The sequence below is a fragment of the Microbacterium sp. CFSPD4_SD4 genome, assembly GCF_057364585.1.
In genome coordinates this window covers 10,702-34,215 of record NZ_JBNFOC010000002.1, presented here as the reverse complement: position 1 = coordinate 34,215, position 23,514 = coordinate 10,702, and the positions used below count along the sequence as shown (strand labels likewise).

The window sequence follows — 23,514 nt, the reverse complement described above, 5'->3', positions numbered from 1 at the left end:
CACCTCCGGTGGGGTCGGCACGCGCCGACCCCGCCGCGTCCTCCGACGAAGGAGCACCATGACCAGCCCCGACACCGCGGCCGAGTCGGCCGCGCCGGGCGGCTACGAGGGGGCGACCGCCTCGCGACCCCTCGAGATCGCGTTCGCCGCCGTCGCCCTCGCGATCACCGCCGGCTATCTCTTCCTCGCCACGCAGATCCCGCTGCGCCGCGAGGCCGCCCCCGGACAGATCGACGCGCGCTTCTGGCCGCTCGTCATCGGCGTGACCGGCGTCGTGATCGCGATCGCCCTGCTCGCCGTGGCGATCACGCGACCGGCACCCACGCGGGAGGACCTCGAGCGCATCCAGCCGGGCGGCGTCCTCCGGGTGGTCGCGACGATCGCGATCGCCGGTGCCTTCATCGCGCTCTGGTCCCTCGGCTCGGTCATCCTCTTCGGCTACCGGATCGAGGTCTTCCCGATCGCCTGCGCCCTGCTCATGGCCGCACTGATGCTCCTCTACGGCCACCGCCGCTGGCTGAGCCTCGTCATCTACTCCGCCGCCGTCACGGCGTTCGTCTACGTCGTCTTCGGCATGCTCCTGAGGATCCCCCTGTGAACGCGCTCCTGGAGGGGCTGAACTCGCTCCTCGACATCTCGATCCTGCTGTACATGGCGGTCGGCCTCGTCCTCGGCTTCATGGTCGGCGCCTTCCCTGGCATCACCGCGACCATGGCCGTCGCGCTCGCGGCCGGCTTCACCATGACCCTCGAACCCGTGCAGGGCCTCGCGGTGCTGCTGACGATCTACGTCGCGGCGAACTTCGGCGACCGGGTGCCGTCCATCCTCATCAACACCCCAGGGACTCCCGCCTCCATCGCCACCACCCTCGACGGCTATCCGATGGCGAAACAGGGCAGGGCCGGTCTCGCGCTGACGATCTCCGCGATCGTGTCGGCCGTCGGCATCCTCGCCTCGCTCGTGCTCTTCTCGGTCGCCGCCGTGCCGATCGCCAGCTTCGCCCGGGACTACTTCAAGTCGCCCGAGCTGTTCGCGCTCGTCGTCTTCGGCATCGCGATCATGATCGGCATCTCGTCCAAGTCGATGCTCAAGGGCATCCTCGCGGGCCTCTTCGGACTCATGCTCGGCAGTGTCGGAACGTACGCCGCTACGGCCGACCAGCGCTTCACGTTCGGTGTGCTGGAACTCGTCGAGGGCGTGAACTTCATCGCCGTCATCATCGGCCTCTTCGGCATCGCCGAGCTCTTCGACCAGCTCCTCACGCACCGGAAGTCGCACGTCCGGCCGATCTCGAGCCTCGGGCGGTGGTGGCCGAACCGCGCCGAGCTGAAGCAGAGCGGACGGGCCACCGCGGTCGGCGGCGCGGTCGGCCTCGGTGTCGGCCTCATCCCGGCGGCCGGCGGCGACATCGCCGGGCTCATCGGCTGGGAGCGGGCGCGCAAGGCGTCAAAGCACCCGGAGATGTTCGGCAAGGGGTCGATCGAGGGCGTCGCCGCGTCCGACACCGCCTCCAGTGCCACGCTCGGCGGCTCGCTGACCACCACGATGGCACTCGGCATCCCCGGGGACTCCGTGATGGCGGTGATGATCGGCTCGATGATCATCTGGGGCATCACCCCCGGGCCCACGCTGTTCACCAACCGCCCCGATCTCGTCGTCTCGATCGTCGGGATCATGCTCGTCGCGACCCTCCTGTCGCTCGCGCTGAGCCTCGTGCGGATGAAGGGCATGGTCAAGCTGCTCGACGTGCCGCAGCCGTATCTGTGGAGCGGCATCCTCATCTTCTGCATCATCGGCACGTACGCCACCTCGAACAGCCTGTCGACGGTCGTCACGATGCTCGTCTTCGGTGTGGTCGGCGTGCTGCTCAAGCGCATGCAGGTTCCGGCAGGGCCCGTGGTGCTCGGTCTCCTGCTCGGTCCGCTCGCCGAGGAGAACCTCGCCCGCACGCTGGCGATCCTGCCGACGCGGCCGTTCTTCGAGGTCGTCAGCCCGATCGCCCTCGTCCTGCTCGCGCTCGCGGTGCTGTCGATCGTGATGCCCGCGATCCGCGCCGCCCGCACGCCCCGGGCAGAGCGGGCCTCGGTGGAGGACTCGATCCTCCACACCGACAGCATCGTGCAGATCGAGAAGGCACACGACGAGCTCGCGGCGCAGCCCGACCTGCTCACCTCCACCGTCCGCAACGTCGACGCCGGTGCGCGCCGGGGACGCGCCGACCGCAAGAACCGCAAGAGCACGACCCCCGAGGAGACCGAGAAGTGACCCGCTACGACATCCTGACCGCCGTCCCGACCGCGTTCCACCGCGACGGGACCCTCGACCTCGACGGGTCGCGTGCGATCTTCCGGTTCGTGGCCGACTCGGGGAACGAGGGCGCCTTCGTCCTCGGCACCACGGGCGAGTTCCCCGCCGTGGACGCGGGCGAGTTCCGGGCGCTCGTGGGTGCCGCGCTGGAGGAGCTGGCGGACCGGATGCGCGTGATCGTGCACGTCGGACAGCCGAGCACCTTCGAGGCCGTGCGCCTGGTCGGCATCGCGAAGGAGCTGGGGGCCACGGAGTTCGCGGCCCTCACCCCCTATTACCTGCGTGCCACGGACGACGCGATCCTCGACTACTACCGCGCCGTCTCGGCCGCCGTGGGGGAGGGGCGCCTCTACGTCTACATCTATCCCGCGCGCAGCGGGAACCCCGTCTCGCCGGAGCTGCTCGTGCGCATCGCCGCCCTGCCGAACGTGGTCGGTGCGAAGGTGAGCGAGCTCTCGCTCGACGACATCGCGGCGTACCGCGCGGTGGTGCCGGCCGACTTCGAGCTCTACACCGGCGCCGACCGCGACCTCATCGCAGCTGTCGAAGCGGGCGCGCAGGGCGTCGTCTCTGGTGTCTCCTCCGTGACGCCGAAGCCCTTCCGCGCCCTTGCCGACGCCGGACGCTCCGGCGATGCGGACGCCATCGTCGCGGCACAGGCCGCCGTGGACGACGTCGTCGCGCTCATCGGCGGCGACATGGCGCGCATGAAGGAGGCGTACCGCGTGCTCGACGTCGTGGACACGCACTGCCGTATGGCCATCGCCGAGCCCTCCGCCGACCAGCGGGCGGCCGTCGCGCAGGTCGTGGCCGCGCACCGCTGACGCGAATCCGGGACACGCACGGACGGGATGCCGCGGCCTTCGGGTCGCGGCATCTCTGCGTATCCCCTCACTTGCTTGTCTGACAAGTAGCGGCGCCCGGAAGGTCACTTGACGACAGGTACACGGACTGTCTAGGCTCATGACCGGGAATTCCGCCGATGTCGCGAAGGAGCGAACGGAACATGTCAGACAAGATCGAGGTCACCGGGTCCGACTTGTCGGACGCGCTCGCGCGACGTCTGGCTCAGCACCTGCAGCGCTCCGGGCTGGAGATCGGCGACCCGCTGCCCACCGAGGCCGAGCTCGGCGCCGTCCTGGAGGTGGGACGGCAGCGTATCCGCGAGGCCCTCAGCGTCCTCGAGGCGTTCGGCATCGTGGTGTCCCGGCAAGGGGCGCGCCGGGTCTGGCGAGGATTCCGCGCCGCCGATCTCGCCACCCGCTGGATCGGCTTCGTCGACGACCCGGAGGCCGCCACCCGGGAACTCCTGGAAGTGCGTCACGCGCTGGAGACGTCTCTGCTGCCTCTGGTGATCCCGCGCCTGCAGCCGAGCGACCTGGCCCGTCTGCGGCTGCTCTCGGAGGAGATGGTGGAGCGCGCCCTGCGCAACGAGAGCTTCGCCGAGCTCGACCAGCAGTTCCACCGCGGGCTGCTCGCGCCGATGGGCAATGCGTTCGTGGATCAGTTCCTGCAGTCCTTCTGGGTCGTCTTCGCCGCCGCGCGACGCGAGGAGCCCGTCGAGGAGGATCCCGCCATCGCCGCGATGCACGGTCGCATCATCGATGCGATCGAGGCCGGCGACACCCGCCGGGCCGTCCATGAGCTGGACGCCCACTTCTACGGTGTCCGCAACCGCTATCCGGACATCGACTTCGGCACCACGGCCGCGCTGCCGGTCTGACCCTCCCCGCACCGGCGCGTTCTGTCGCACCCGTCTTGAAATCGATTTCGCACGACCCTCATCTGATCGACGAAGGAGTACGCATCATGAGATCCACCCGAATCCTCCCCGCCCTGGCCGCCCTCGGCGTCGTCGCCCTCGCCGCCGGCTGTGCCGGCAGCGCCCCGTCAGGGGAGGGCGACGGCCCTGTCGAGATCACGTACTGGCTCTGGCAGGACGACGCGACCGACCCCACCTGGACAGAGCTCGCGGACGAGTTCAACGGCGCACAGGACGACGTGAAGGTCGTTCTGGAGACGATCCCGCTCGACCAGTACCAGAACCAGCTCGTGTCCTCCGCGATGAACGGCACCGGGCCGGACGCCGCCCGCAGCAAGGACTGGTGGCTCGGGCAGTTCGCGCCGCAGGGCGCCATCGCCGACCTCACCTCGTACGTCGACGGCTGGGACGCCTCGGACGACGTCGTCGACTCGCTCTGGGCGACGGGTCAGCTGCCCGGCGAGGACGCGGTGTACATGCTGCCCCACCAGTACACGACGCTCTACCTCTACTACCGCACGGACTACTTCGAGGAGCTCGGGCTCGAGGCTCCGCGCACCCAGCAGGACCTCCTGGACGCGGCGGCCGCCCTCACCGGTGACGGCAGGTACGGCATCGACGTCCGCGGCGGTGCCGGCGGACAGGACCAGTGGCTCGCGTGGATGTACGCCGGCGGGGCGTCGGTCGTCGACGACTCCGGCGAGGTCGTCCTGGACGACGCGAAGGGCGTCGCGGTGAACGAGGACTACCTCCGCATCGTCACCGACCTGCAGGCGGCGCCCCCCGGATCGATCACGGCCGCCTTCGCCGACGTCAAGACGAACTTCGTCGAGGGCCTCACCGGCATGATGATCCACCACCCGGGTTCCCTGAAGGAGCTGCAGGGGGTCTTCGGCGACAAGCTCGGCGTCGTCCCGATCCCGACGGCCGACGGCAAGCCCGGCGCGACGCTCGGCAGTATGAGCGGCAACGTCATCCTCGAGGGCTCCGACAAGAAGGACGCCGCCTGGGAGTGGATCTCCTGGCTGAGCGAGGAGGCGCAGATGGAGAAGATCTCCGCCTCGCCGCAGGGTCAGCTGCCGGTGCTCGAGTCGGTCATCGACACCGAGGCGTACTCGTCCGACCCGCAGCTCGCGGTCGCCGTCGACGCGATCCCCACCGCCAAGACGTGGCCTGCGCTGGAGGGGGTGGCCGAGCTCGCCGCGAAGGAGTGGAACCCGCTCATCCAGCAGGCGTTCCAGGGCGAGATCAGCAGCCAGGACGTGCTGACGAAGATGTCCGACGTGCTGCGCTGAGGATCGACATGGCAAGCTCCACCCTCACGGAAGCGGTCGTCACCGGCCGGCCGGCCCCGCGCCGGCCGGTGACCCGGCCCCGGCGACGCGCGCGCCGCGGCTCGGTCGCCCCCCTCGTCCTGCTCGCGCCGGCGATCGTGCTCGTCGCGGTCTTCGCCGGATATCCGCTCGTCCGCTCGATCTGGTTCTCGTTCAACGACGTGAGCGTCTTCACCGGCGTGCTCGAGTTCGTCGGGTTCCAGAACTTCGCCAGCGTCATCGGCACCGCGGAGTTCGTCCCCACGCTGGGCCGCACGGCGTTCTGGACCTTCGGTGCCGTCGCGCTCCAGCTGATCGGCGGGCTGTCGCTCGCGCTCATGCTGAACAACCGCTTCCCCCTGCGGGGCGTGTACCGCGGGCTCATCATGATCCCGTGGGCCACGCCGAGCGTCCTGGTCGCGCTGATGTGGAAGTGGATCCTCGACCCCAACAACGGCGTCCTCAACCAGTGGCTGCTGAACGCGGGGATCATCGACGCGCCGATCGAGTTCCTCTCGCAGAACAGCACCGCGCTGCCGACGCTCGTGATGATCGACGTCTGGCAGGGCATCCCGCTCTTCGCCATCATGATCCTCGCGGCACTGCAGAGCGTGTCCGGCGAGCTCAAGGAATCGGCGCAGATCGACGGGTGCGGCCCGGTCGGCGTGTTCCGCCACGTCGTGCTGCCCGCCATCCTCCCGACGATCCTCATCACGACGCTCCTGCGCCTGATCTGGACCTCGAACTACGTCGACCTCATCTTCATCCTCACCGGCGGCGGGCCGGGCACCTCCTCGACGACCCTGGCGCTGGAGTCCTATCTGACGACCTACAAGGCCAGCGACTTCGGCGCCGGCGCGGCGTACGCGGTCATCCAGGCCCTGTTCCTCGCCGTCTTCATCGCGCTCTACGTGCGCCTCACCCGGAAGGACACCACGCGATGAGCACGACGACCGCTCCCGTCCGCTTCGGCCGTCTCGCGGGACGGACCGGCTTCGCGATCGCCCTCCTCGGCGTGCTCGCGATGGTGCTCGGTCCCTACATCGTCATGTTGCTGACGTCGCTCACGCCGCGGGACGAGCTCGCCGGCGCCGGAGCGAACCTCATCCCCTCCGAGTTCACGACCGCGTCCTACGCCGAGCTGCTGTCGACGACGCCGTTCCTGACCTATCTGCGGAACAGCCTCACCGTCGCCGCGATCGCCGTCCCGGTCACGCTCGTCGTCTCCACCGGCGCCGCGATCGCGATGTCGCGGTTCGACTTCCGCGGCCGCGGGGCCGTGATGATCGGGCTGCTGCTCGCGCAGATGTTCCCCGCCGTGCTGCTCGTGATCTCGCTGCAGGGGCAGCTGCGCGGGATGGGGCTGATGGACACGACGCTCGGTCTCGCGCTCGTGCACGCCGCGTTCGCCACGCCGTTCGCCACCTGGCTGCTCAAGGGGTTCGCGGACTCCATCCCCCGGGAGATCGAGGAGGCGGGCCAGATCGACGGGGCCTCGTCCGCACAGATCGTCCGCATCCTCCTGCTGCCCCTGCTGCGGCCCGGGATGGTGGCGGCGGGAACCTACGCGTTCATCCTCACCTGGAACGAGTTCCTCTACGCCCTCACCTTCACCTCGCAGACGGCGACGCGCACCCTGCCGGTCGGGCTGCACCTGTTCATCGGCGAGTACCAGATCCGGTGGGACCTCCTCACCGCGGGCGGCGTGCTCTCGGTGCTCCCCGTCGTCGTCGGCTTCCTCCTCGTGCAGAAGCGCCTCGTCGCCGGTCTCGCCGCCGGCGCCGTCAAGGGCTGAAGCTCCCGTCCCCTCCTCGTCGTCCCGGAAGGACCACGCATGAAAATCGAATCGATCGACCTCCAGCTCTCCCGCATCCCCCTCCCCAAGGGGCCGTGGGGAGACCAGATCCATCGGGTGACCCACATCGAGATCATCCTCGCCGACATCACCACCGACACCGGGCTGGTCGGCACCGGGTTCAGCCACACCTCCGGTGTCGGCGGCCAGATGATGATGGCGGCGCTGCGCGAGCTCATCCCGACGCTCATCGGCCGCGAGGTCAATCCGCGGGCCGTCTGGCAGCACTCCTGGCAGCACCTGCGCGACAACGGCCCCGGCGGCACCACCACGCTCGCCCTCGCCGCGATCGATGTGGCGCTGTGGGACCTGCTGGGGCTGCACTACGAGCAGCCGCTCGCGAAGCTCCTCGGCCAGGTGCGCGATCGGGTCGCACTGTACGGCAGCGGCATCAACCTCAACCTGTCCGCCGAGGAGGTCGTCGAGCAGGTCAAGGAGTGGAAGGCCGACGGGTACGCCGCCGGGAAGGTCAAGGTCGGCAAGCCGGACCTCGAGGAGGACGTCTACCGGCTCACCAAGATCCGCGAGGCGGTCGGCGAGTATCCGCTCATGGTCGATGCGAACCAGGGATGGACGTACGGGGAGGCGGTCCGGGCGGTCACCCGGTTCCGCGACCTCAACCTCTACTGGGTGGAGGAGCCGCTGCGCGTGGACGACGTCGCCTCGCACGCGCGCCTCCGGGCCCGCTCGCCGATCCCGATCGGGCTGGGGGAGAACGTCTACACGCTCCAGCAGTTCAACCAGTACCTCCTCGCCGACGCGTGCGACTTCATCCAGGCCGACGTCGGTCGCGTGGGCGGCATCACGCCCTACATGGACATCGCCGCCCTGGGCCGGGCGTACAACGCCCCGATGACGCCGCACTTCGTGATGGAGCTCACGGCGAACGTGCTCTGCGCGGTGCCCAACGCCCTGTTCGGCGAGATGACGGACGGGGGCACGCTCAGCGACCTCGGCGTCATCGTGCCGCAGCGGCCGCAGAACGGGTTCTTCGTCCCGACCGGAGCGCCGGGGAACGGCCTGGAGTACGACCGTGAGAACCTCGCGCGGCACGCGGTGAGCTGAGGGAGACGAACGACATGACGGACATCTTCGACCTCACCGACCGCATCATCCTGGTCACCGGCGGCCTCGGCCAGATCGGATCGGCCTTCGTCCGCGAGCTCCACGGACGCGGTGCCCGGGTGGCCGTGGCATCGCGCACCGTCGACGCCGCACGCCTGCAGGAGGTGTTCCCCGAGATCGCCGACAGCCCGCGCCTCCTCGGCGTCTCCGTGGACATCGTCTCGAAGGACAGCGTCGAGGCCGGCCTCGACGCGATCGTCGAGGCGTGGGGTGCGGCGCCGGACGGCGTGATCAACAACGCCGGTCTGGACACCCAGCCGAGCGCGCGCCCCGAGGTCTCCGGGCCCTTCGAGGACTTCCCCCTCGAGGTGTTCCGGGAGGTGGTCGACGTGAACCTCGTCGGCACCTTCCTCGTCACGCAGGCCGCCGGCGCCCGGATGCGCGCGGCCGGCACGCCGGGCTCGATCATCAACGTCGGCTCGATCTACGGGATGGTGTCGCCGGTGCAGGACATCTACGCCTACAAGGAGGAGCAGACCGGGGTGCCGTTCGTGAAGCCGGTGGCCTACTCGGCGGCGAAGTCGGGGCTGTACAACCTCACCCGGTACTGCGCGACGTACTGGGGCCGACAGGGCATCAGGGTCAACACCCTCACCCCCTCCGGCGTCGGTCGGGACACGCAGGACGCGGCGTTCCAGCAGAACTACACCGCGCGCATCCCGATCGGACGCATGGCGGAGGCGACCGACTTCAACGGGGCCGCGGTCTTCCTACTCTCGGATGCCTCGCGCTACATGACCGGAGCGAACCTCGTCGTGGACGGGGGGTGGACCGCATGGTGACCACCGCGGCGGACCTCGGGGTGCTGATGGCGGCGATCGCCACTCCCTACGACGCGGAGGGGGCGGTCGACACGCGGCTGCTCTCGACGCTCGTGGAGGACTACGTCTCCCGCGGCGTCGAGGGGATCTACTGCTGCGGGTCGTCGGGGGAGGGTCTCCTCCTGTCAGCGGATGAACGGACCGCGGTGGTGGAGACCGCCGTGCGCGCCGCCGAGGGGCGCATCCCCGTCGTTGCCCACGTCGGCGCGCTGTCGACGCGGGAGGCGATCGAGCTCGGACGGCGGGCGCAGCGCGCCGGCGCCTCCGCCCTCTCGATGATCCCGCCGATCTACTACTCCTTCGGCATCGAGGCCGTCCTCGACCACTACCGTGCGGTGCTGGACGCCGTGGACCTCCCGCTGATCGTCTACAACATCCCGCAGTTCACGGGGACCGAGTTCACGCTGGAGACGGCCGGAGAGCTCTTGGGCGATGATCGCGTGATCGGTCTCAAGCAGACCGCGCACAACATGTACGCCCTCGAGCGCATGAAGGCGGCGTTCCCCGACAAGGCCTACATCAACGGGTTCGACGAGGTGTTCGTGCCCGCGCTCGCCGCCGGTGCCCGCGGGACGATCGGCACGACCGTGGGGCTCCAGGTCGAGCTCTTCCAGGCGGCGCGGCGCCTCCTCGACGCCGGCGACCTGGTCGGAGCGCAGCGGGTGCAGAGCCGGATTAACCATGTCATCGCCGAGCTCGTCGCGATCGACGTCTTCCCCGCGGCGAAGTACCTCTCCGGTCGCAACGCGGGAGGTGCGGGAACACTGGGCGACTGCCGCCGTCCGTTCCGGCCGCTCTCGGATGCGGCTCGGACCCGGCTCGATGCTCTCGGAACGACTCTCGATCGATTCCTCGCGGAGGGCTGAGGCTGAAACCGGTTACAGTGGGTGCCCATGGCCACGATCTACGACGTCGCGCGGCGGGCCGGCGTCTCCCCGGCCACGGTCTCGAGGGTCTTCAACGGCACGAGCGTGTCGGAGGAGAAGGCGGCGGCGGTGCGGGCGGCGGCCGAGGAACTGCGCTTCACCCCGAACCGGACGGCGCGTACGCTGCGGACCCAGAGCTCCGAAGTCATCGCCCTGGTGATCCCGGACATCGAGAACCCGTACTTCACCGAGATGGCGCGCGGCGTGGAGGATGCGGCGTCCGAAGCGGGGTATTCCGTCGTGCTGTGCAACTCCGACGCCCAGGCCGAGAAGGAGGCGACGTACCTCCGGATCGCGATCGCCGAGAACATGTCGGGCGTCATCATCGCGACGGCGGACGAGCACTCGGATCTGGGGCCGGTGCGGGCGACGGGACGGCCGGTCGTCGCGGTGGACCGTCGCACGGACGCCGACATCGACGGTGTGGTCATGGCCAACCGGGAGGCGGGCGCCGCAGCGACGCAGAGCCTGCTCGACGCCGGGTATCGGCGCATCGCGTACATCGGTGGCCCCGCGCACATCGACACCGCGGCGGAGCGTGCGGAGGGCTGGCGGGAAGCGCTCTCGGCGATGGATTCCGATCATGACCTCTCCTCGCTCCAGCGCTTCGCCACGTTCCGCGTCGACGGCGGGCGCGCGGCCATGGAGGAGCTCCTCGCGCTGCCGGAGCCGCCGGACGCGGTGGTCGCCGGGAACAACCTCATCGGTGTCGGCGCGATCCAGGTCCTCACGGAGCGCGGACTCACCCCGCCGCAGCTCGGCGTCGCGGTGATCGGGTCGCTGCCCTTCACGACGCTGTCGCCGTCCGCCGTCACCGTCGTGAGGCTCCCCGCGCGCCTCATGGGTGTGACGGCGGCGCGGATGCTGCTGGATCGGATCAAGGGCGACGAGCAACCGGCCCGGACGATCGTCCTCTCCGGCGAGGTGCAGCGCGCGGCCGCGCGCGCCTGAACGGGGCGTCGCTACTGCGAGCGCCAGAACCGCGCTGCGAGGTTCGTCATCTCCTTGTCGAGATCGTCGACCTTCACCTCCAATCGATCGAGGCGGTGATCGAGGCCGTCGAGCCGCGCGGTCATCTCGCCACGGAGGCCGATCATTTCGCCACGCAGCCCGATCATCGCCCCGTGCAGCGCACCCATCGCCGCGCGCAGCCCGCCGACCTCGCGCATCATCACTGCGTGCAGCGCTGCCAACGCCCCGTGGAGTCCGCTGACCTCGTTCGTCATGTCGGTGCGGAGGCCCCCGGTCTCGGTGGTCGTGTCGGTGCGGAGGGTGCCGATCTCGGTCGTCATGTCGGTGCGCAGGGTAGCGATCTCGGTGGTCATGTCGGTGCGGAGGCCGGAGATCTCGGTGGTGACCTCGGTGCGGAGGGCGCCGATCTCGGTGGTCATGTCGGTGCGGAGGGTGCCGATCTCACTGCGTAGTCGTGTGGTCTCGGTGGTCATCTCGGTGCGGAGGGTGCCGATCTCGGTGGTCATGTCGGTGCGGAGGCCGGAGATCTCGGTGGTCATCTCGGTGCGGAGGGTGCCGATCTCGCCGGTCATCTCCCCACGCAGCCCGCCGATCTCCGCACGGAGCACGCGGCCGAACTGCGTCGTCATGAGGGTCATGCCGCCGAGCATCGTCGTCACGAAGATGCCGATCAGCGTCCATACCTGCGGGTCATTCAAGGGCATGCCTCCAGTCTCGATCGGAGGGGTCAGGATGTCACGGTATTCCGGTGCTGAACCGGCGTTTTTCCGGCCGGAGGCGAAGACTGTGGAGACTCTCGATATCGGTCCTCGTGGTGCAGAAGCGGTCGGCTCCTTGCGCCTTGAAATCGATTTCGCGTAGCCTGGGTCCAGGCCTGCACGGCCCGTCGGGATCAAAGGAGAGACCATGCGCTGCACCCTCGGGGTGGACATCGGCACGTCCAGCAGCAAGGGCGTCCTCGTGGACCCCGCCGGCACGATCCTCGCGACGGCGACCCGCGCGCACGATGTCTCCCGTCCGCAGTCCGGATGGGTCGAGATGGACGGCCGGATCTGGTGGGACGAGTTCGTCGAGCTGGCCACCGACCTTCTCGCCGCGGTCCCCGACGCGGAGGTCGTGGGCGTCGGCGTGAGCGGCATGGGCCCGTGCGTCCTGCTCACCGACGAGGACGACGAGCCCGTGCGCCCCGCGATCCTCTACGGTGTGGACACCCGTTCCACGGCGCAGATCGAGCGCATGACGGCGGAGCTCGGCGTCGAGGAGATCACCCGCGTGGGTGGCTCGACGCTCACCTCGCAGGCCGGTGGGCCGAAGCTCGCCTGGGTCGCCGACGAAGAGCCGGAGTCCTGGCAGCGCGCGCGGCGGCTCTACATGCCCGCCTCCTGGCTGGCCCGCAAGCTCACCGGCGCCTACGTCCTCGACCACCAGTCGGCCAGCCAGGTCTCGCCGCTGTACGACATCGAGCGCGAGCAGTGGCACGACCCCTGGTGGCAGCGGTTCGCCGGGACGATCGAGCAGCCCCCGCTGCGCTGGGCCGGGGAGATCGCGGGCACCGTGACCGCCGCTGCAGCGGACCTGACCGGCCTGCCCGAGGGGACTCCGGTCATCACCGGCACGATCGACGCCTGGACCGAGGCGGTGAGCGTCGGCGCCCATGAGGTCGGCGACCTCATGCTGATGTACGGCACGACGATGTTCCTCGTCGCGACCGGGGAGCAGACGCTCCGCACGCCCTCGATGTGGACGACGGCCGGCGCCTTCGCGGGCACGCGCAACCTCGCCGGCGGGTTGTCCACATCCGGAGCGCTCACCGCGTGGCTGAAGGACCTCTCCGGCGCCGACTACCCGGCGCTGCTCGCCGAGGCGGAGGAGTCGGGTCCCGGCGCGAACGGCCTGCTGATGCTGCCGTACTTCGCCGGTGAGCGCACCCCGATCCAGGATCCCGACGCCCGCGGCGTCATCGCCGGGCTCACCCTCCGGCACACCCGAGGAGACCTCTATCGCGCGGCCCTCGAGGCCACCGCGCTGGGCGTGCGCCACAACGTCGAGACCATGCGAGCCGCCGGCGCCGACATTCGCCGCATCGTGGCGGTCGGCGGCGGCACGCAGGGACGGCTGTGGCTGCAGATCGTCTCGGACATCACCGGGCTCGTGCAGGAGGTGCCGCAGACGACGATCGGCGCGAGCTACGGGGCCGCCTTCCTCGCGGCGACCGCCACGGCCGCCGAGGGGGCCGCGCCCGCGATCACCGACTGGAACCCCATCGCCGACACCGTCCGCCCGGACGAGGCGCTGCGTCCTTTCGCGGACGCCCTCTTCGACCGCTACGTGCGCCTGTACGACGGCTCGAAGGACGTCGTCCATGAACTCGCCGCCGCCCAGCGCGACGGATCCCCCACCCCCTCGACCCCGGAGAACTCATGACCGCCTACACCCTGCCCACCCCGGCATCCCGTCCCACCGCTGCGCCGAAGACCGCGTACCTGATCGCCTCCGGCGACCTGCGCGAGTCGGCCAACACGGCCGGCTGGCCCACCCAGGTCGAGCTCGAGGCCGGGGTCACCGGCGTGCTGAACGACCTCGGCTGGGCGGTCGTCCGCGCCAATGAGGTCGACCCGGAGACCGGTCACGGCTTCATCTCCAGCCAGCGCATGGGTCTCGAGGTGTTCAAGGCCATCCCCGTCGACGCGCCGCTCATCGTCGCCGAGGCCGTCTGGCAGTACTCGCACCACGTGCTCGCGGGCCTCCGCACGCACGAGGGCCCGATCCTCACGGTGGCGAACTTCGCGGGCGACTGGCCCGGCCTCGTCGGCCTCCTCGGCCTCAACGCGGGCCTGACGAAGATGGACAAGCCGTACGCGACGATCTGGTCGGTCGACTTCACCGACGACTGGTTCCGCGACGGCATCCGGGAGTGGACGGAGACCGGCGCCATCACCCACGATGCCTCCCACGTGCGTCCGCTCCCCGCACTGCCGGACAGCCCGGAGAAGCAGCTCGGCGAGGCGCTCGCCGCGGAGCTGCGCGCCGAGAAGGCCATCATCGGCGTCTTCGATGAGGGCTGCATGGGCATGTACAACGCCATCTTCGACGACGAGCTCCTCAACCAGACCGGCATCTACAAGGAGCGCCTGTCGCAGTCGGCTCTCTACGCGGAGATGCTGAACGTCACTGAGGAGGAGGCCGACGCCGCCTACGACTGGCTGATCGAGCGCGGCATGACCTTCCGCTACGGCGAGGACGCCGCGACCGAGCTCACCCGCGAGCAGGTGCAGTGGCAGCTGAAGATGTACATCGCCGCCCTCCGCATCGCCGACGACTTCGGCCTCGACGCGGTCGGCATCCAGTACCAGCAGGGCTTGAAGGATCTCGTTCCGGCGTCGGACCTGGCGGAGGGCATCCTGAACTCCACCGAGCGCCCGCCGGTGACCTCGCGCGACGGCTCCCGCGTGCTGCACGAGGGGCGCGCGTTCCCGCATTTCAACGAGGCCGACGAGGGCGTCGCCGTCGATGCGCTCGTGACCGACCGCGTCTGGCGGGCGATGGGGCTCGTCCCCGACAACACTCTCCACGACGTCCGTTGGGGCGAGGACTACGACGGGCAGTTCGTGTGGGTGTACGAGATCTCCGGCTCGGTGCCGGCCTCCCACCTCGGCGGCTGGCAGAACGCGGAGGGGTGGCGCCAGGGTCACGTGTTCTTCCCCGCCGGCGGCGCCACGATCAACGGCGTCTCGAAGCCCGGCGAGGTCGTGCTCTCCCGGGTGTTCATCGCCGAGGGCGTCCTGCAGGCGGACATCTTCCGGGCGTCGGTCGTCGAGCTGCCGGCGGAGGAGACGCAGCGCCGGAAGGACGCGACGAACCCGGAGTGGCCGATCGCCCATGTGGTGCTGCACGGCATCTCGCGCGACCAGTTCATGGCGCGGCACAAGGCGAACCACGCGCAGCTCGTCTACGCACCCGACGCCGAGACCGCGGACAAGGCACTGATCGCGAAGGCCGCGATGTTCGACGGCATGGGCATCAAGGTCAACCTCGTCGGCGACGTGGCGATCTGAGGCCGCGGGCCGGTCACTGCGAGCGCCAGAACCGCGTCGCGAGGTTCGTGAGCTCCCTGTCGAGATCGTCGACCTTCGTCTCGATGCGTCCGAGCCGGGCGTCGAGGCCGTCGATCCGTGCGGAGAGGGTGCCGTCGATGCGATCGATCCGTGCGGAGAGGGTTCCGTCGATGCGGTCCACCTCCGCACGGATCACGCGACTGAGCTGCGACGTCATGAGCGTCATGCCGCCGAGCATCACGGCGGCGAAGACGCCGATCAGTGTCCATACTTGCGGGTCGTCCACGGTCATGCCTCCAGTCTGAGTCCGGGGCCTCAGGCTGTCACGGTATTCCGCGTCCACAGGACCGCGAACACGGGACCTGTGGACGGGAGAGGCGGAACCGCGTGCGGTGCAGGAACAGCGCTCAGGCGGAGGGGCGGAGATCGCTCGGCGGGCCGCTCAGCGCGCGCAGGGCGTAGAGGATCGTCGCGAGGTCGACGAGCTCCTGCACCAGCGCGCCGACGACCGCGGGGATGACGCCGGTCATCGCGACGACCATCAGCCCCACGCTCAGCCCGATCCCGATCCAGATCGCGGTGAGGGCGACGCGGAGGGTGTGCCGTCCGATCGCGACGGCGTCGACGACCTTGGCGAGCGAATCCACGAGGATGACGACGTCGGCGGCGTCCCCGGCGGCCGTCGCTCCCTTCGCGCCCATCGCGATGCCGATGTCGGCCGCTGCCAGCACCGGGGCGTCGTTCACACCGTCGCCGACCATCAGCACAGGCCGTGGTTGCATCTCGGCGGCCAGACGCACCTTCTCGGGCGGCAGGAGTTCGGCGTGGATCTCGTCGATCCCGACCTGCCGTCCGATCGACGCCGCGGTGGTCTCCACATCCCCGGTCAGCATCGCGAGCCGGTCGACCTCGTGCGTCCGCAGCCACGAGATCACGGTCGGCGCCTCCGGGCGGGCGGCATCGGCGAGGACCAGGACCCCCGCGAACCGTCCGTCCACGGCGACATAGGCGGCGGCTTGTCCCGGCGCGAGCTCCGCCCGTACGGTGTCCGGGGCGAGGGACGCCACATACGCCGGCTTGCCGACGACAACCGCGCGGCCGCCGATCGTCGCGGACACCCCGTTCGTCGCGGTCTCGCTCGCCTCCGTCGCCCCGTGCAGCGCCAGGCCTCGGGCGGCGGCGGCGCGGCGGATGCCGTCGGCGAGCACGTGCGAGGAGTACTGCTCGGCCGAGGCGGCGAGTCTCAGGATCTCATCCGCATCGAAGCCCTGTGCCGGACGCACGTCGACGAGCTCCGGCCTCCCCTGGGTGAGCGTCCCGGTCTTGTCGAACGCCGCGGAGCGCACGCGCGCGATCTGCTCGATCACCGCACCGCTCTTCATGATGACGCCCGACTTCGCCGCCCGGGAGAGTCCGCCGAGGAAGGCGACGGGAGCGGCGATCAGCAGCGGACAGGGCGTCGCCAGCACGAGGACTTCGGCGAACCGCGTGGCGTCGCCGGAGAGCGCCCAGGCCGTCCCCGCGAGCACGAGCGCGACGGCGGTGAACGGGATCGCGAACCGGTCGGCGAGGCGCACGATGGGCGCGTGGGAGGACTCGGCCTGGGCGACCAGGGCGACGATCTGCTGGTACTGGCTGTCGGCGCCGGTGCGGAGGGCACGGAGGCGGATGGCCCGGCTGCCGTTGATCGCGCCAGACAGCACCTCGTCGCCCGCGCCGCGCGTCACGGGCAGGCTCTCGCCCGTGAGCGAGGATTCGTCGAACGACGCGCTGTCCGTGAGCAGTTCACCGTCCACGGGGATGATCTCCGCCGGGCGGACGAGAAGCACGGCGCCCACGGCCACATCGTCGACCGGCACCTCCCTCGCCGCGTCCGAGTCCGCATCCTCGGGGTGTGTCAGCACATGGGCGCTGCGCGGCGAGCGATCCAGCAGTGCGGAGAGGTCGCGCTTGGCCCGGCGGCCCGCGAAGTCCTCCAGCGCCTCGCCCCCGGAGAGCATGAGGACGATGATGAGCGCCGCGATGTACTCGCCCACCGCGAGTGTCGCCACCATGGCGACGACCGCGAGGATGTCGAGTCCGACGTGGCCGCGGAGCACGTCGCGGACCATGCCGATGAGCGTCCACACGACCACCGCAGCCACGAAGATCGTCGCGACCCATCGGCCGATGGTCTCTTCGCCTGCGGCGTGGAGCGCCCCGACCACGGCGAAGACCAGGACCGTGAGCGTGATGACCGGATACCGCCAGAGGAGTCGGAGGGCGCGCATGCGTCCAGCATCGTCGGAATCGGTGCGCACCGCCAGCATCCCCTTCCGACACCTGTGCTTAAGCGATATAGTCGGCCGCGAGTCGCGACGTCGCGACCCGATCTCGACAACGACGCCGAAGGAGAAGATCCCGTCATGAGTTCCTCACCCGCACGATCGTCCCGCCTGAGAAGAGGTATCGCGGCAGCAGCGGCGTTCGCCGCCGCCGGAGCCGCCGCCCTCGCCGCCTCGACCGCGGCGGTCGCCGATGCCGCCGCTGCCGACCCGAAGCTCGCCGTCTACGTCGAGGTGAACTCGAACGATTTAGCGAACGTCGCGGACTACACGCTCGCCGAGTCGGGCCGTCCCGCGGTCGATCTGGCCATGATCTTCGCCGCGAACATCAACTACGACGGGGAGCAGGCGGTCCTCCACCTCAACGACCGGGTCACCGAGACGCTGCAGGATGCGCAGAACCAGATCCGTCCGCTGCAGGCCCAGGGCACCAAGGTGCTGCTGTCGGTGCTCGGAAACCACCAGGGGGCCGGCTTCGCGAACTTCACGTCGTACGCGGATGCGGACGCCTTCGCGGCGCAGCTCGCCGACACCGTGACCGCCTACGGCCTCGACGGCATCGACTTCGACGACGAGTGGAGCAACTACGGGGCGAACGGCACCCCGCAGCCGAACCCGCAGTCCTTCGGCTGGCTGGCCTCTGCGTTGCGCGACCGGCTCGGCCCGGACAAGCTCATCACCCTGTATGCGATCGGCCCGTCCTACACGACCACGGACTTCGGCCTCTTCGACGCCGGCAGCGTGCTCGATCACGCCTGGAACCCGTACTACCCGACCTACGACGCTCCCACCGTGCCGGGCCTGGACGACCGTGGCCGGCTCGGCGCCGCGGCCATCGACCTCGCGAACACGAGTGCCTCGACGGCCGCCGACTTCGCTCAGCGCACGGTGGCCGACGGGTACGGCGTCTATGTCGCGTACAACCTCACCGCGACGAACCAGTCGGCCTACCTCTCCGGCATCACCGAGGCGCTGAAGGGCGAGGCGACCGTCTACCGCGCAGCGGCGCGGTGAGTCAGTCCAGATCGAAGAGCTCGATCTGACGGAGCGTGACCTCGGCCTCCGCGCGGATGCGGACGGCCGAGGTCACGACCCGCGTCTCCACAGCGAACGGCGTCGTGCGATCGGGCGCCAGGTCTTCGAGGTGCGTCGTGGTGAGCGGGTGCCAGCGACCGTCGGCCCCCTCCACCTCCCCGCGCAGCACACCGGCCGCGACGGGCTCGCGGCTCGTGAGGGTGATGTCGGTGAGGCCGCGGAGTGAGGGGAATCGCCAGCCCACCCACGAGCCTTCCGGCAGCCGGACCCCCTCGTCACCCCGCGGGTCGCCATCGTCGAACAGGCGCCGCGCCTCGCGGACATCCGCGGAGGCGACGGCCTCTCCCTCTCCGCCCGTGAGGTCGCGGTGCCACGGCTCCGCGTCGAGCGCGTCCTCTCCGGTCTCCAACGCGCGCGCCGGGTCCGTGCCGAACACGAGCTCGAGCACCGCATCTCCCTGGAGCGCGTCGATCGGGAGGTCGGCGGTGGGCAGCGGGCGTCCGTCCAGGCGTGCCTCCTCCACCACGTGGGCTTCGGGGGAGCTCCGTCGCGAGCGGATGCGCAGCGACGAGCCGTCTCCGCGCGCGACCCGGATGTCGTCCGAGAGGGGCGATCCGATGCGCAGAGACCCCGCCGCGAGCTCCAGGGGATACAGGCCGAGCGCGGCCCAGAGCCACCAGGCGCTCATCTCTCCGTTGTCCTCGTCACCAGGGAATCCCTGGCCGATGTGCGCACCGGCGAAGAGACGGCGCGCGAGGCCGTGCACGAGGCGCGCGCTGTGCCACGGCCGGTCGCTGAAGGCGTACATGAAGGGGATGTGGTGGGCCGGTTGATTCGACAGGGCGCACATGCCCGACCGCTGGGCGCGGGCTTCGCGCTGCTCGTGGATGACCGTGCCGTACGCACCGCCGAAGCGCTCGTCGGCGGTCTCCGGCTCCGCGAAGAGGGCGTCGAGGTGCCGGCCGAGTCCGGTCCGCCCGCCGTGCAGCGCCGCGAGTCCCGGCCCGTCGTGCACCGTGCCGACCGACATGCCCCAGGCGTTCGTCTCGACGTTGTCGCCACCCCAGACCCGAGGATCGAAATCCGGCGCGAACGAGCCGTCCGCCGCGCGACCGCGGAAGAATCCGGACGCCGGGTCGAAGAGCACGCGCGCCGCGCGGGAGCGATTCGCGAAGTACCGCGCGAAGGCCCGATAGCGCGCGGCCTGGTCCGTCGCGGCCGCCGATGCCGCGAGACGGGCGGCGAACCGGCCGAGGGCGGCGTCGCTCACGGCGTTCTCGATGCTCCAGCTCATCCCCTCCGGCACGTCGGACGGGATGAAGCCGAGGAAGCGCCCGCGGCCGATGCCCTTGCGACCCCGTCGCGGATCGGGTCCCGGCTCGCACGCGTGGCGCCACCCGCTCTCGAACGCCGTCTCCCGGTCGAAGCGAACGTCCCACCGCGCGGCGTCGGCGTAGATCTGGTCGCTGGAGGTGCCGACCATGCTGTCGACGTACCCGGGGGCGCTCCAGCGGGCCATCCAGCCGCCGCGGCGATACTGGGTGAGCTGCCCGTCCAGCAGGCGTCCGGCCAGCGCGGGGTCGAGGAGCGCGAGCGCGGGCCACTCGGTGCGGTACGTGTCCCAGTAGCCGTTGTTGACGACGAGCTCGCCCTCCGCGACCGGCGCCCCGGTGGTGGTCTCTCCGAAGGTGGTCAGGGGCGCGAACACGTCGGCGAACCGCCATTCCGGCGCGTCCGCGGTGCCTGCGTTCTCCGCCGCCGTGTTCGGATACAGGTGCATCCGGTGGAGTGCGGCGGCGATCCGGGCGCGCTGCTCCTCGTCGGCCAGGCCGCGGAACGGACGCTCGGCATCGGGGAGCGGGGGGATCGTCACGCGACCGAGCAGGCGGTTCCACGCAGCGGCGGCACGAGCGCGGAGCTCGTCGAAGGGGACGGCGGGAGGGGCCTCGAGGGTCAGGTTGTGCCGAGCCTGCGCGACGGAGAGGAACGAGACCCCGACCCGCACCTCGACAGCGCCCCCGGCGCGGACGAAGCCCGCGACCCGGGCGCGTCCGTCGTCGTCCAGGGCGCCGCAAGCGACGTCCGAGGCGCTGGGCACGGTGCCGGCGAAGTAGCAGCGCGGCGCGTTCCCCCAGTCCTCGGGCCCCTCGGGGATCCAGCCCTCGAAGCCGGCGTCGGTGAAGGTGAGTCGGCCGTCGTCCGTGAGCTGGTCGATCACGAACCCCACGGCGGCGTGCGGGTCGTCGCACCGCACGCGGAACGCGGCGGCATGCGAGGTCGCGGTCATCTCGACCTGCAGCCCGTCGCCGAGGTCCGCGGCGTACTCGTGCGGGCGGGCCCGCTCGCTCTCGGGGACGATCCAGCGACGCCGGGCCGCCCTGTCCGACGTCGGCGTCCCCCGGAACGGCATGAGCTGGAGCACCGAGCGGTCGCCGATCCACGGGCTGGGCTGGTGCGAGAACTGCAGGGCTTCGAGACGCCGCCCCGGGGGATCGTCATGCACGAACGGGCGATAGGGCCAGCGCGGATCCTCCGCGTCGGTCGCGGGCGTGACGAAGGTGAAGCCGTGCGGCACGGCGACCGCCGGGATCGTGTTCCCGCGGGAGAAGCGGGGGCCGGAGTGGGAGCCGCGCCGGGTGTCGACCCGCTCGACGGGCGGGAGATCGCCGGGGCCAGGGCGCTCCTCGACGCGGACCTGGACGAAGCCGCTGACCTCGGTGGACCCATCCGGCGCGGTCGCGAGATCGGCGGTACCGAAGACGAGCTCGACCGTGCCCGTGCCCCTCCCGACGGCGAGGGGCGCGAGGGCGACGCTGTCGGCGTTCCACTGCTCGGGCATGCTCCACCGGGCGGCGAACTGCCCCTCGGCCGTGAGCGGGAAGTCGTAGCGGTCGCGGACGGCGGCGATGTCGCTCAGCCGGCTGCCGTCGGCGCTCCGCACGTCGACGGCGACCGCGAGCGCGGCCCAGGGGGCGAGGGTCGCGGCGGGGCCGTCGGCGTAGAACGCCCAGTGCAGCACGGTGTCCGGGGTGAGGGCGATGCCGTCGAGGCCGGGGACATCGATCCGCTGCGCCCCGCGGGAGGGGTCGAACGTGTACGCGAAGACGACTCCGGGGAGCACTCCGGCGTGCGGGCGCGACGACGGAGGATCCGCGGGACCGGAGGCCGGGCGGAGCAGCGGCGCGTTCACCCCTTCAGCGCACCCTCCTGCACGCCCTTGAAGAAGAAGCGCTGCGTGAACGAGAACATGATCACGATGGGCACGAGCGCGATCATGGTGCCGGCGGCGATGAGTCGCGGATCGACCGAGAAGCTGCTGTTGAGGTAGGCCATGCCGACGGTCAGGGTGTACTTGGCCGGGTCGGAGAGCACGATGAGCGGCCAGAGGTAGTCGTCCCACGCGCCGATGAAGGCGAAGATCGCCACGACCGAGACCATGCCGCGGATGTTCGGCCACACGATGTGCCGGATGCGCTGCCACGTGGTCGCACCGTCGACGGTGGCCGCGTCCAGCACGTCCTTCGGGATCATGCGGCACGCGGTGGCGACGAGCAGCACGTTCATGGCGCTGATCGCTCCGGGGAGGAACACGCCCCACAGGGTGTCGGCGAGCCCGAGCGCGCGGATGGTGAGGAAGTTGCTGGTGACCGTGACCTCGCCGGGGAACAGCAGCGTGGACAGCAGGATGCCCATGACGATCCACTTCCCGCGGAAGCGCATGCAGCCCAGGGCGTAGCCGGCGAACGTGGCCAGGATCACGTTGCTGAGCACGGTGCCGAGCGAGACGAGCAGCGAGTGCCAGGCGTAGAGGTAGACGGGGACGATGTCGGCGACCCTCGTGTAGTTCTGCAGCGTCGGATCGCGGGGGATGAGCTCGGGCGGGAAGGAGTAGATGTTCTCCTGCGGTCCCTTGAACGAGGTGGAGAGCTGCCAGACGAAGGGGCCGATGACGAGGAACAGGACGAACAGCAGCAGCGCGTACCGGCCGATGAGTCCGCCGAGCGTGGGCTTGCTGAAGTCGCCGGAACCGCGGCGGCGGAAGATGCGCTCGCGGCCGGACCGCGGTGCCTCCTCCGCGGGCGGAGTGCTCTCCACCGGGGGCGTCGTCAGAGTCGTCATGCGGAGACCTTCGCCTTCTTCTCGCGGTTCATGAAAGCGATCGCCGCGAGCGGCACGAGCGTGAGGAGGAACAGCGCCACGCTGATCGCGGACGCGTAGCCGATGTTGCCGTTCAGGCCCGAGCCCACCTGCCGGATGAGCATCACGAGCGACATGTCGTAGCCGCCGGGGCCGCCCGTGCTCTTGGAGAGCACGTCGAGCTCGGCGAACACGCGCATGGCGGACACCGCGATGAGGACGGCGATGAGGAGCATCGCCCCGCGCACCGACGGGATCGTGACGGAGAGGAAGCGGCGGAAGGAGCTCGCCCCGTCGAGCATCGCGGCCTCGTGCAGCTCCTTGCCCACGTTCCCCAGGGCGGCGAGGTACACCACCATGTAGTACCCGAGTCCCTTCCACACCGTCAGCAGGATCGCGCAGCCGAGCAGCAGCCAGCGGTCGACGAGGAAGGCCATCGGCTGATCGATGAGGCCGAGGAACTCCAGGGTCTGGTTGATGATGCCGCGGCTGTCGAACAGCCAGGTCCAGATGAGGGCGACCACGACGACCGAGGCGATGACGGGGAAGTAGAACGTGGTGCGGAAGAACGAGATGCCGGGGAGCTTCTTCTGCACGAGGAGGGCGAGGAGCAGCGGGAGGATCGTGAGCAGCGGCACGCACACGACCACGTAGATGAGGCAGGTGGTCAGCGCGTTCCAGAACATCTCGTCGCCGAACATGCGCTCGTAGTTCGCGCCGCCGACGAACTCCGGGGTCCGCAGGGGGCGGGCGTCCGTGAAGCTGAGCACGACGGTGTTCAGGAACGGCCAGAGCGCGAACACCAGCACCCAGATCACGGCGGGGGCGAGGAGCAGCCACGGGGTGAACCACTTGTGGGATCTCATCGTCGACCTCCGCTGC

Annotated in this window: 20 protein-coding genes; 14 read left to right on the top strand and 6 right to left on the bottom strand. The window is 70.3% G+C overall.

Going from position 1 to position 23,514, the window contains the following annotated elements:
- Positions 1-58 precede the first annotated feature (58 nt).
- From AC2W7E_RS04105 to AC2W7E_RS04055, 11 genes are all read left to right on the top strand, one after another.
- Positions 59-598, top strand: coding sequence for a tripartite tricarboxylate transporter TctB family protein (locus tag AC2W7E_RS04105; RefSeq protein WP_025102656.1), 540 nt, complete (start codon positions 59-61; stop codon positions 596-598).
- Positions 595-2,265, top strand: a complete 1,671-nt coding sequence (locus AC2W7E_RS04100; protein ID WP_085605100.1) for a tripartite tricarboxylate transporter permease — start codon at positions 595-597, stop codon at positions 2,263-2,265. The genes AC2W7E_RS04105 and AC2W7E_RS04100 overlap by 4 nt, the downstream gene beginning before the upstream one ends.
- Positions 2,262-3,131 (top strand): dihydrodipicolinate synthase family protein, encoded by an 870-nt coding sequence (locus AC2W7E_RS04095; protein WP_303709339.1) that lies wholly within the window; start codon positions 2,262-2,264, stop codon positions 3,129-3,131. Before AC2W7E_RS04100 ends, AC2W7E_RS04095 begins: the two co-directional genes overlap by 4 nt.
- A gap of 182 nt (positions 3,132-3,313) precedes the next feature.
- Positions 3,314-4,030 (top strand): FadR/GntR family transcriptional regulator, encoded by a 717-nt coding sequence (locus tag AC2W7E_RS04090; protein ID WP_067245866.1) that lies wholly within the window; start codon positions 3,314-3,316, stop codon positions 4,028-4,030.
- A gap of 86 nt (positions 4,031-4,116) precedes the next feature.
- Positions 4,117-5,364, top strand: a complete 1,248-nt coding sequence (locus AC2W7E_RS04085; RefSeq protein WP_485988601.1) for an ABC transporter substrate-binding protein — start codon at positions 4,117-4,119, stop codon at positions 5,362-5,364.
- 8 nt (positions 5,365-5,372) lie between these two features.
- On the top strand, positions 5,373-6,326 hold the full coding sequence (locus AC2W7E_RS04080) for a carbohydrate ABC transporter permease (protein ID WP_085605087.1): 954 nt from the start codon (positions 5,373-5,375) through the stop codon (positions 6,324-6,326).
- A complete protein-coding gene (locus tag AC2W7E_RS04075) occupies positions 6,323-7,177 on the top strand; it encodes a carbohydrate ABC transporter permease (RefSeq protein WP_025102649.1) in 855 nt (284 codons plus the stop codon). The genes AC2W7E_RS04080 and AC2W7E_RS04075 overlap by 4 nt, the downstream gene beginning before the upstream one ends.
- 39 nt (positions 7,178-7,216) lie before the next feature.
- Positions 7,217-8,302 (top strand): mandelate racemase/muconate lactonizing enzyme family protein, encoded by a 1,086-nt coding sequence (locus AC2W7E_RS04070; RefSeq protein WP_025102648.1) that lies wholly within the window; start codon positions 7,217-7,219, stop codon positions 8,300-8,302.
- A 14-nt stretch (positions 8,303-8,316) separates the two neighbouring features.
- Positions 8,317-9,144, top strand: a complete 828-nt coding sequence (locus AC2W7E_RS04065) for an SDR family oxidoreductase (RefSeq protein WP_485988600.1) — start codon at positions 8,317-8,319, stop codon at positions 9,142-9,144.
- A complete protein-coding gene (locus AC2W7E_RS04060) occupies positions 9,138-10,049 on the top strand; it encodes a dihydrodipicolinate synthase family protein (protein WP_485988599.1) in 912 nt (303 codons plus the stop codon). The genes AC2W7E_RS04065 and AC2W7E_RS04060 overlap by 7 nt, the downstream gene beginning before the upstream one ends.
- Before the next feature lie 27 nt (positions 10,050-10,076).
- Positions 10,077-11,060: a LacI family DNA-binding transcriptional regulator gene (locus AC2W7E_RS04055; protein ID WP_485988598.1), complete on the top strand. Its 984-nt coding sequence runs from the start codon at positions 10,077-10,079 to the stop codon at positions 11,058-11,060.
- 11 nt (positions 11,061-11,071) lie between these two features.
- On the opposite strand, the gene AC2W7E_RS04050 is transcribed toward AC2W7E_RS04055, so the two are convergent.
- Positions 11,072-11,785 carry a hypothetical protein gene (locus AC2W7E_RS04050; RefSeq protein WP_485988597.1) on the bottom strand — a complete coding sequence of 238 codons (714 nt, stop codon included), beginning with the start codon at positions 11,783-11,785 and terminating at the stop codon, positions 11,072-11,074.
- Positions 11,786-11,987: 202 nt separating this feature from the next.
- On the opposite strand from AC2W7E_RS04050, the gene AC2W7E_RS04045 reads away from it, so the two are divergent.
- Both AC2W7E_RS04045 and AC2W7E_RS04040 read left to right on the top strand, forming a co-directional pair.
- Positions 11,988-13,505 (top strand): FGGY-family carbohydrate kinase, encoded by a 1,518-nt coding sequence (locus AC2W7E_RS04045; RefSeq protein ID WP_485988596.1) that lies wholly within the window; start codon positions 11,988-11,990, stop codon positions 13,503-13,505.
- Positions 13,502-15,136 (top strand): fucose isomerase, encoded by a 1,635-nt coding sequence (locus AC2W7E_RS04040; protein ID WP_126893959.1) that lies wholly within the window; start codon positions 13,502-13,504, stop codon positions 15,134-15,136. Before AC2W7E_RS04045 ends, AC2W7E_RS04040 begins: the two co-directional genes overlap by 4 nt.
- Before the next feature lie 13 nt (positions 15,137-15,149).
- On the opposite strand, the gene AC2W7E_RS04035 is transcribed toward AC2W7E_RS04040, so the two are convergent.
- Complete coding sequence (locus tag AC2W7E_RS04035; RefSeq protein ID WP_060922290.1) at positions 15,150-15,428, bottom strand: hypothetical protein; 279 nt, start codon at positions 15,426-15,428, stop codon at positions 15,150-15,152.
- A 115-nt stretch (positions 15,429-15,543) separates the two neighbouring features.
- Positions 15,544-17,406, bottom strand: coding sequence for a heavy metal translocating P-type ATPase (locus AC2W7E_RS04030; RefSeq protein WP_485988595.1), 1,863 nt, complete (start codon positions 17,404-17,406; stop codon positions 15,544-15,546).
- Positions 17,407-17,541: 135 nt separating this feature from the next.
- On the opposite strand from AC2W7E_RS04030, the gene AC2W7E_RS04025 reads away from it, so the two are divergent.
- Positions 17,542-18,474: an endo-beta-N-acetylglucosaminidase H gene (locus tag AC2W7E_RS04025; RefSeq protein ID WP_485988594.1), complete on the top strand. Its 933-nt coding sequence runs from the start codon at positions 17,542-17,544 to the stop codon at positions 18,472-18,474.
- A 1-nt stretch (position 18,475) separates the two neighbouring features.
- Here AC2W7E_RS04025 and AC2W7E_RS04020 read toward each other — a convergent pair whose 3' ends face one another.
- Genes AC2W7E_RS04020 through AC2W7E_RS04010 form a run of 3 tightly spaced genes read right to left on the bottom strand, consistent with a single transcriptional unit; the run spans position 18,476 to position 23,498 of the window.
- The gene (locus AC2W7E_RS04020) at positions 18,476-21,685 is read right to left on the bottom strand and encodes a glycoside hydrolase domain-containing protein (protein WP_485988593.1); all 3,210 of its coding nucleotides are present in this window, start codon (positions 21,683-21,685) and stop codon (positions 18,476-18,478) included.
- Positions 21,682-22,614 carry a carbohydrate ABC transporter permease gene (locus AC2W7E_RS04015; RefSeq protein ID WP_126893963.1) on the bottom strand — a complete coding sequence of 311 codons (933 nt, stop codon included), beginning with the start codon at positions 22,612-22,614 and terminating at the stop codon, positions 21,682-21,684. The genes AC2W7E_RS04020 and AC2W7E_RS04015 overlap by 4 nt, the downstream gene beginning before the upstream one ends.
- Positions 22,611-23,498 (bottom strand): carbohydrate ABC transporter permease, encoded by an 888-nt coding sequence (locus tag AC2W7E_RS04010; protein ID WP_025102636.1) that lies wholly within the window; start codon positions 23,496-23,498, stop codon positions 22,611-22,613. The genes AC2W7E_RS04015 and AC2W7E_RS04010 overlap by 4 nt, the downstream gene beginning before the upstream one ends.
- Between the last annotated feature and the right edge of the window lie 16 nt (positions 23,499-23,514).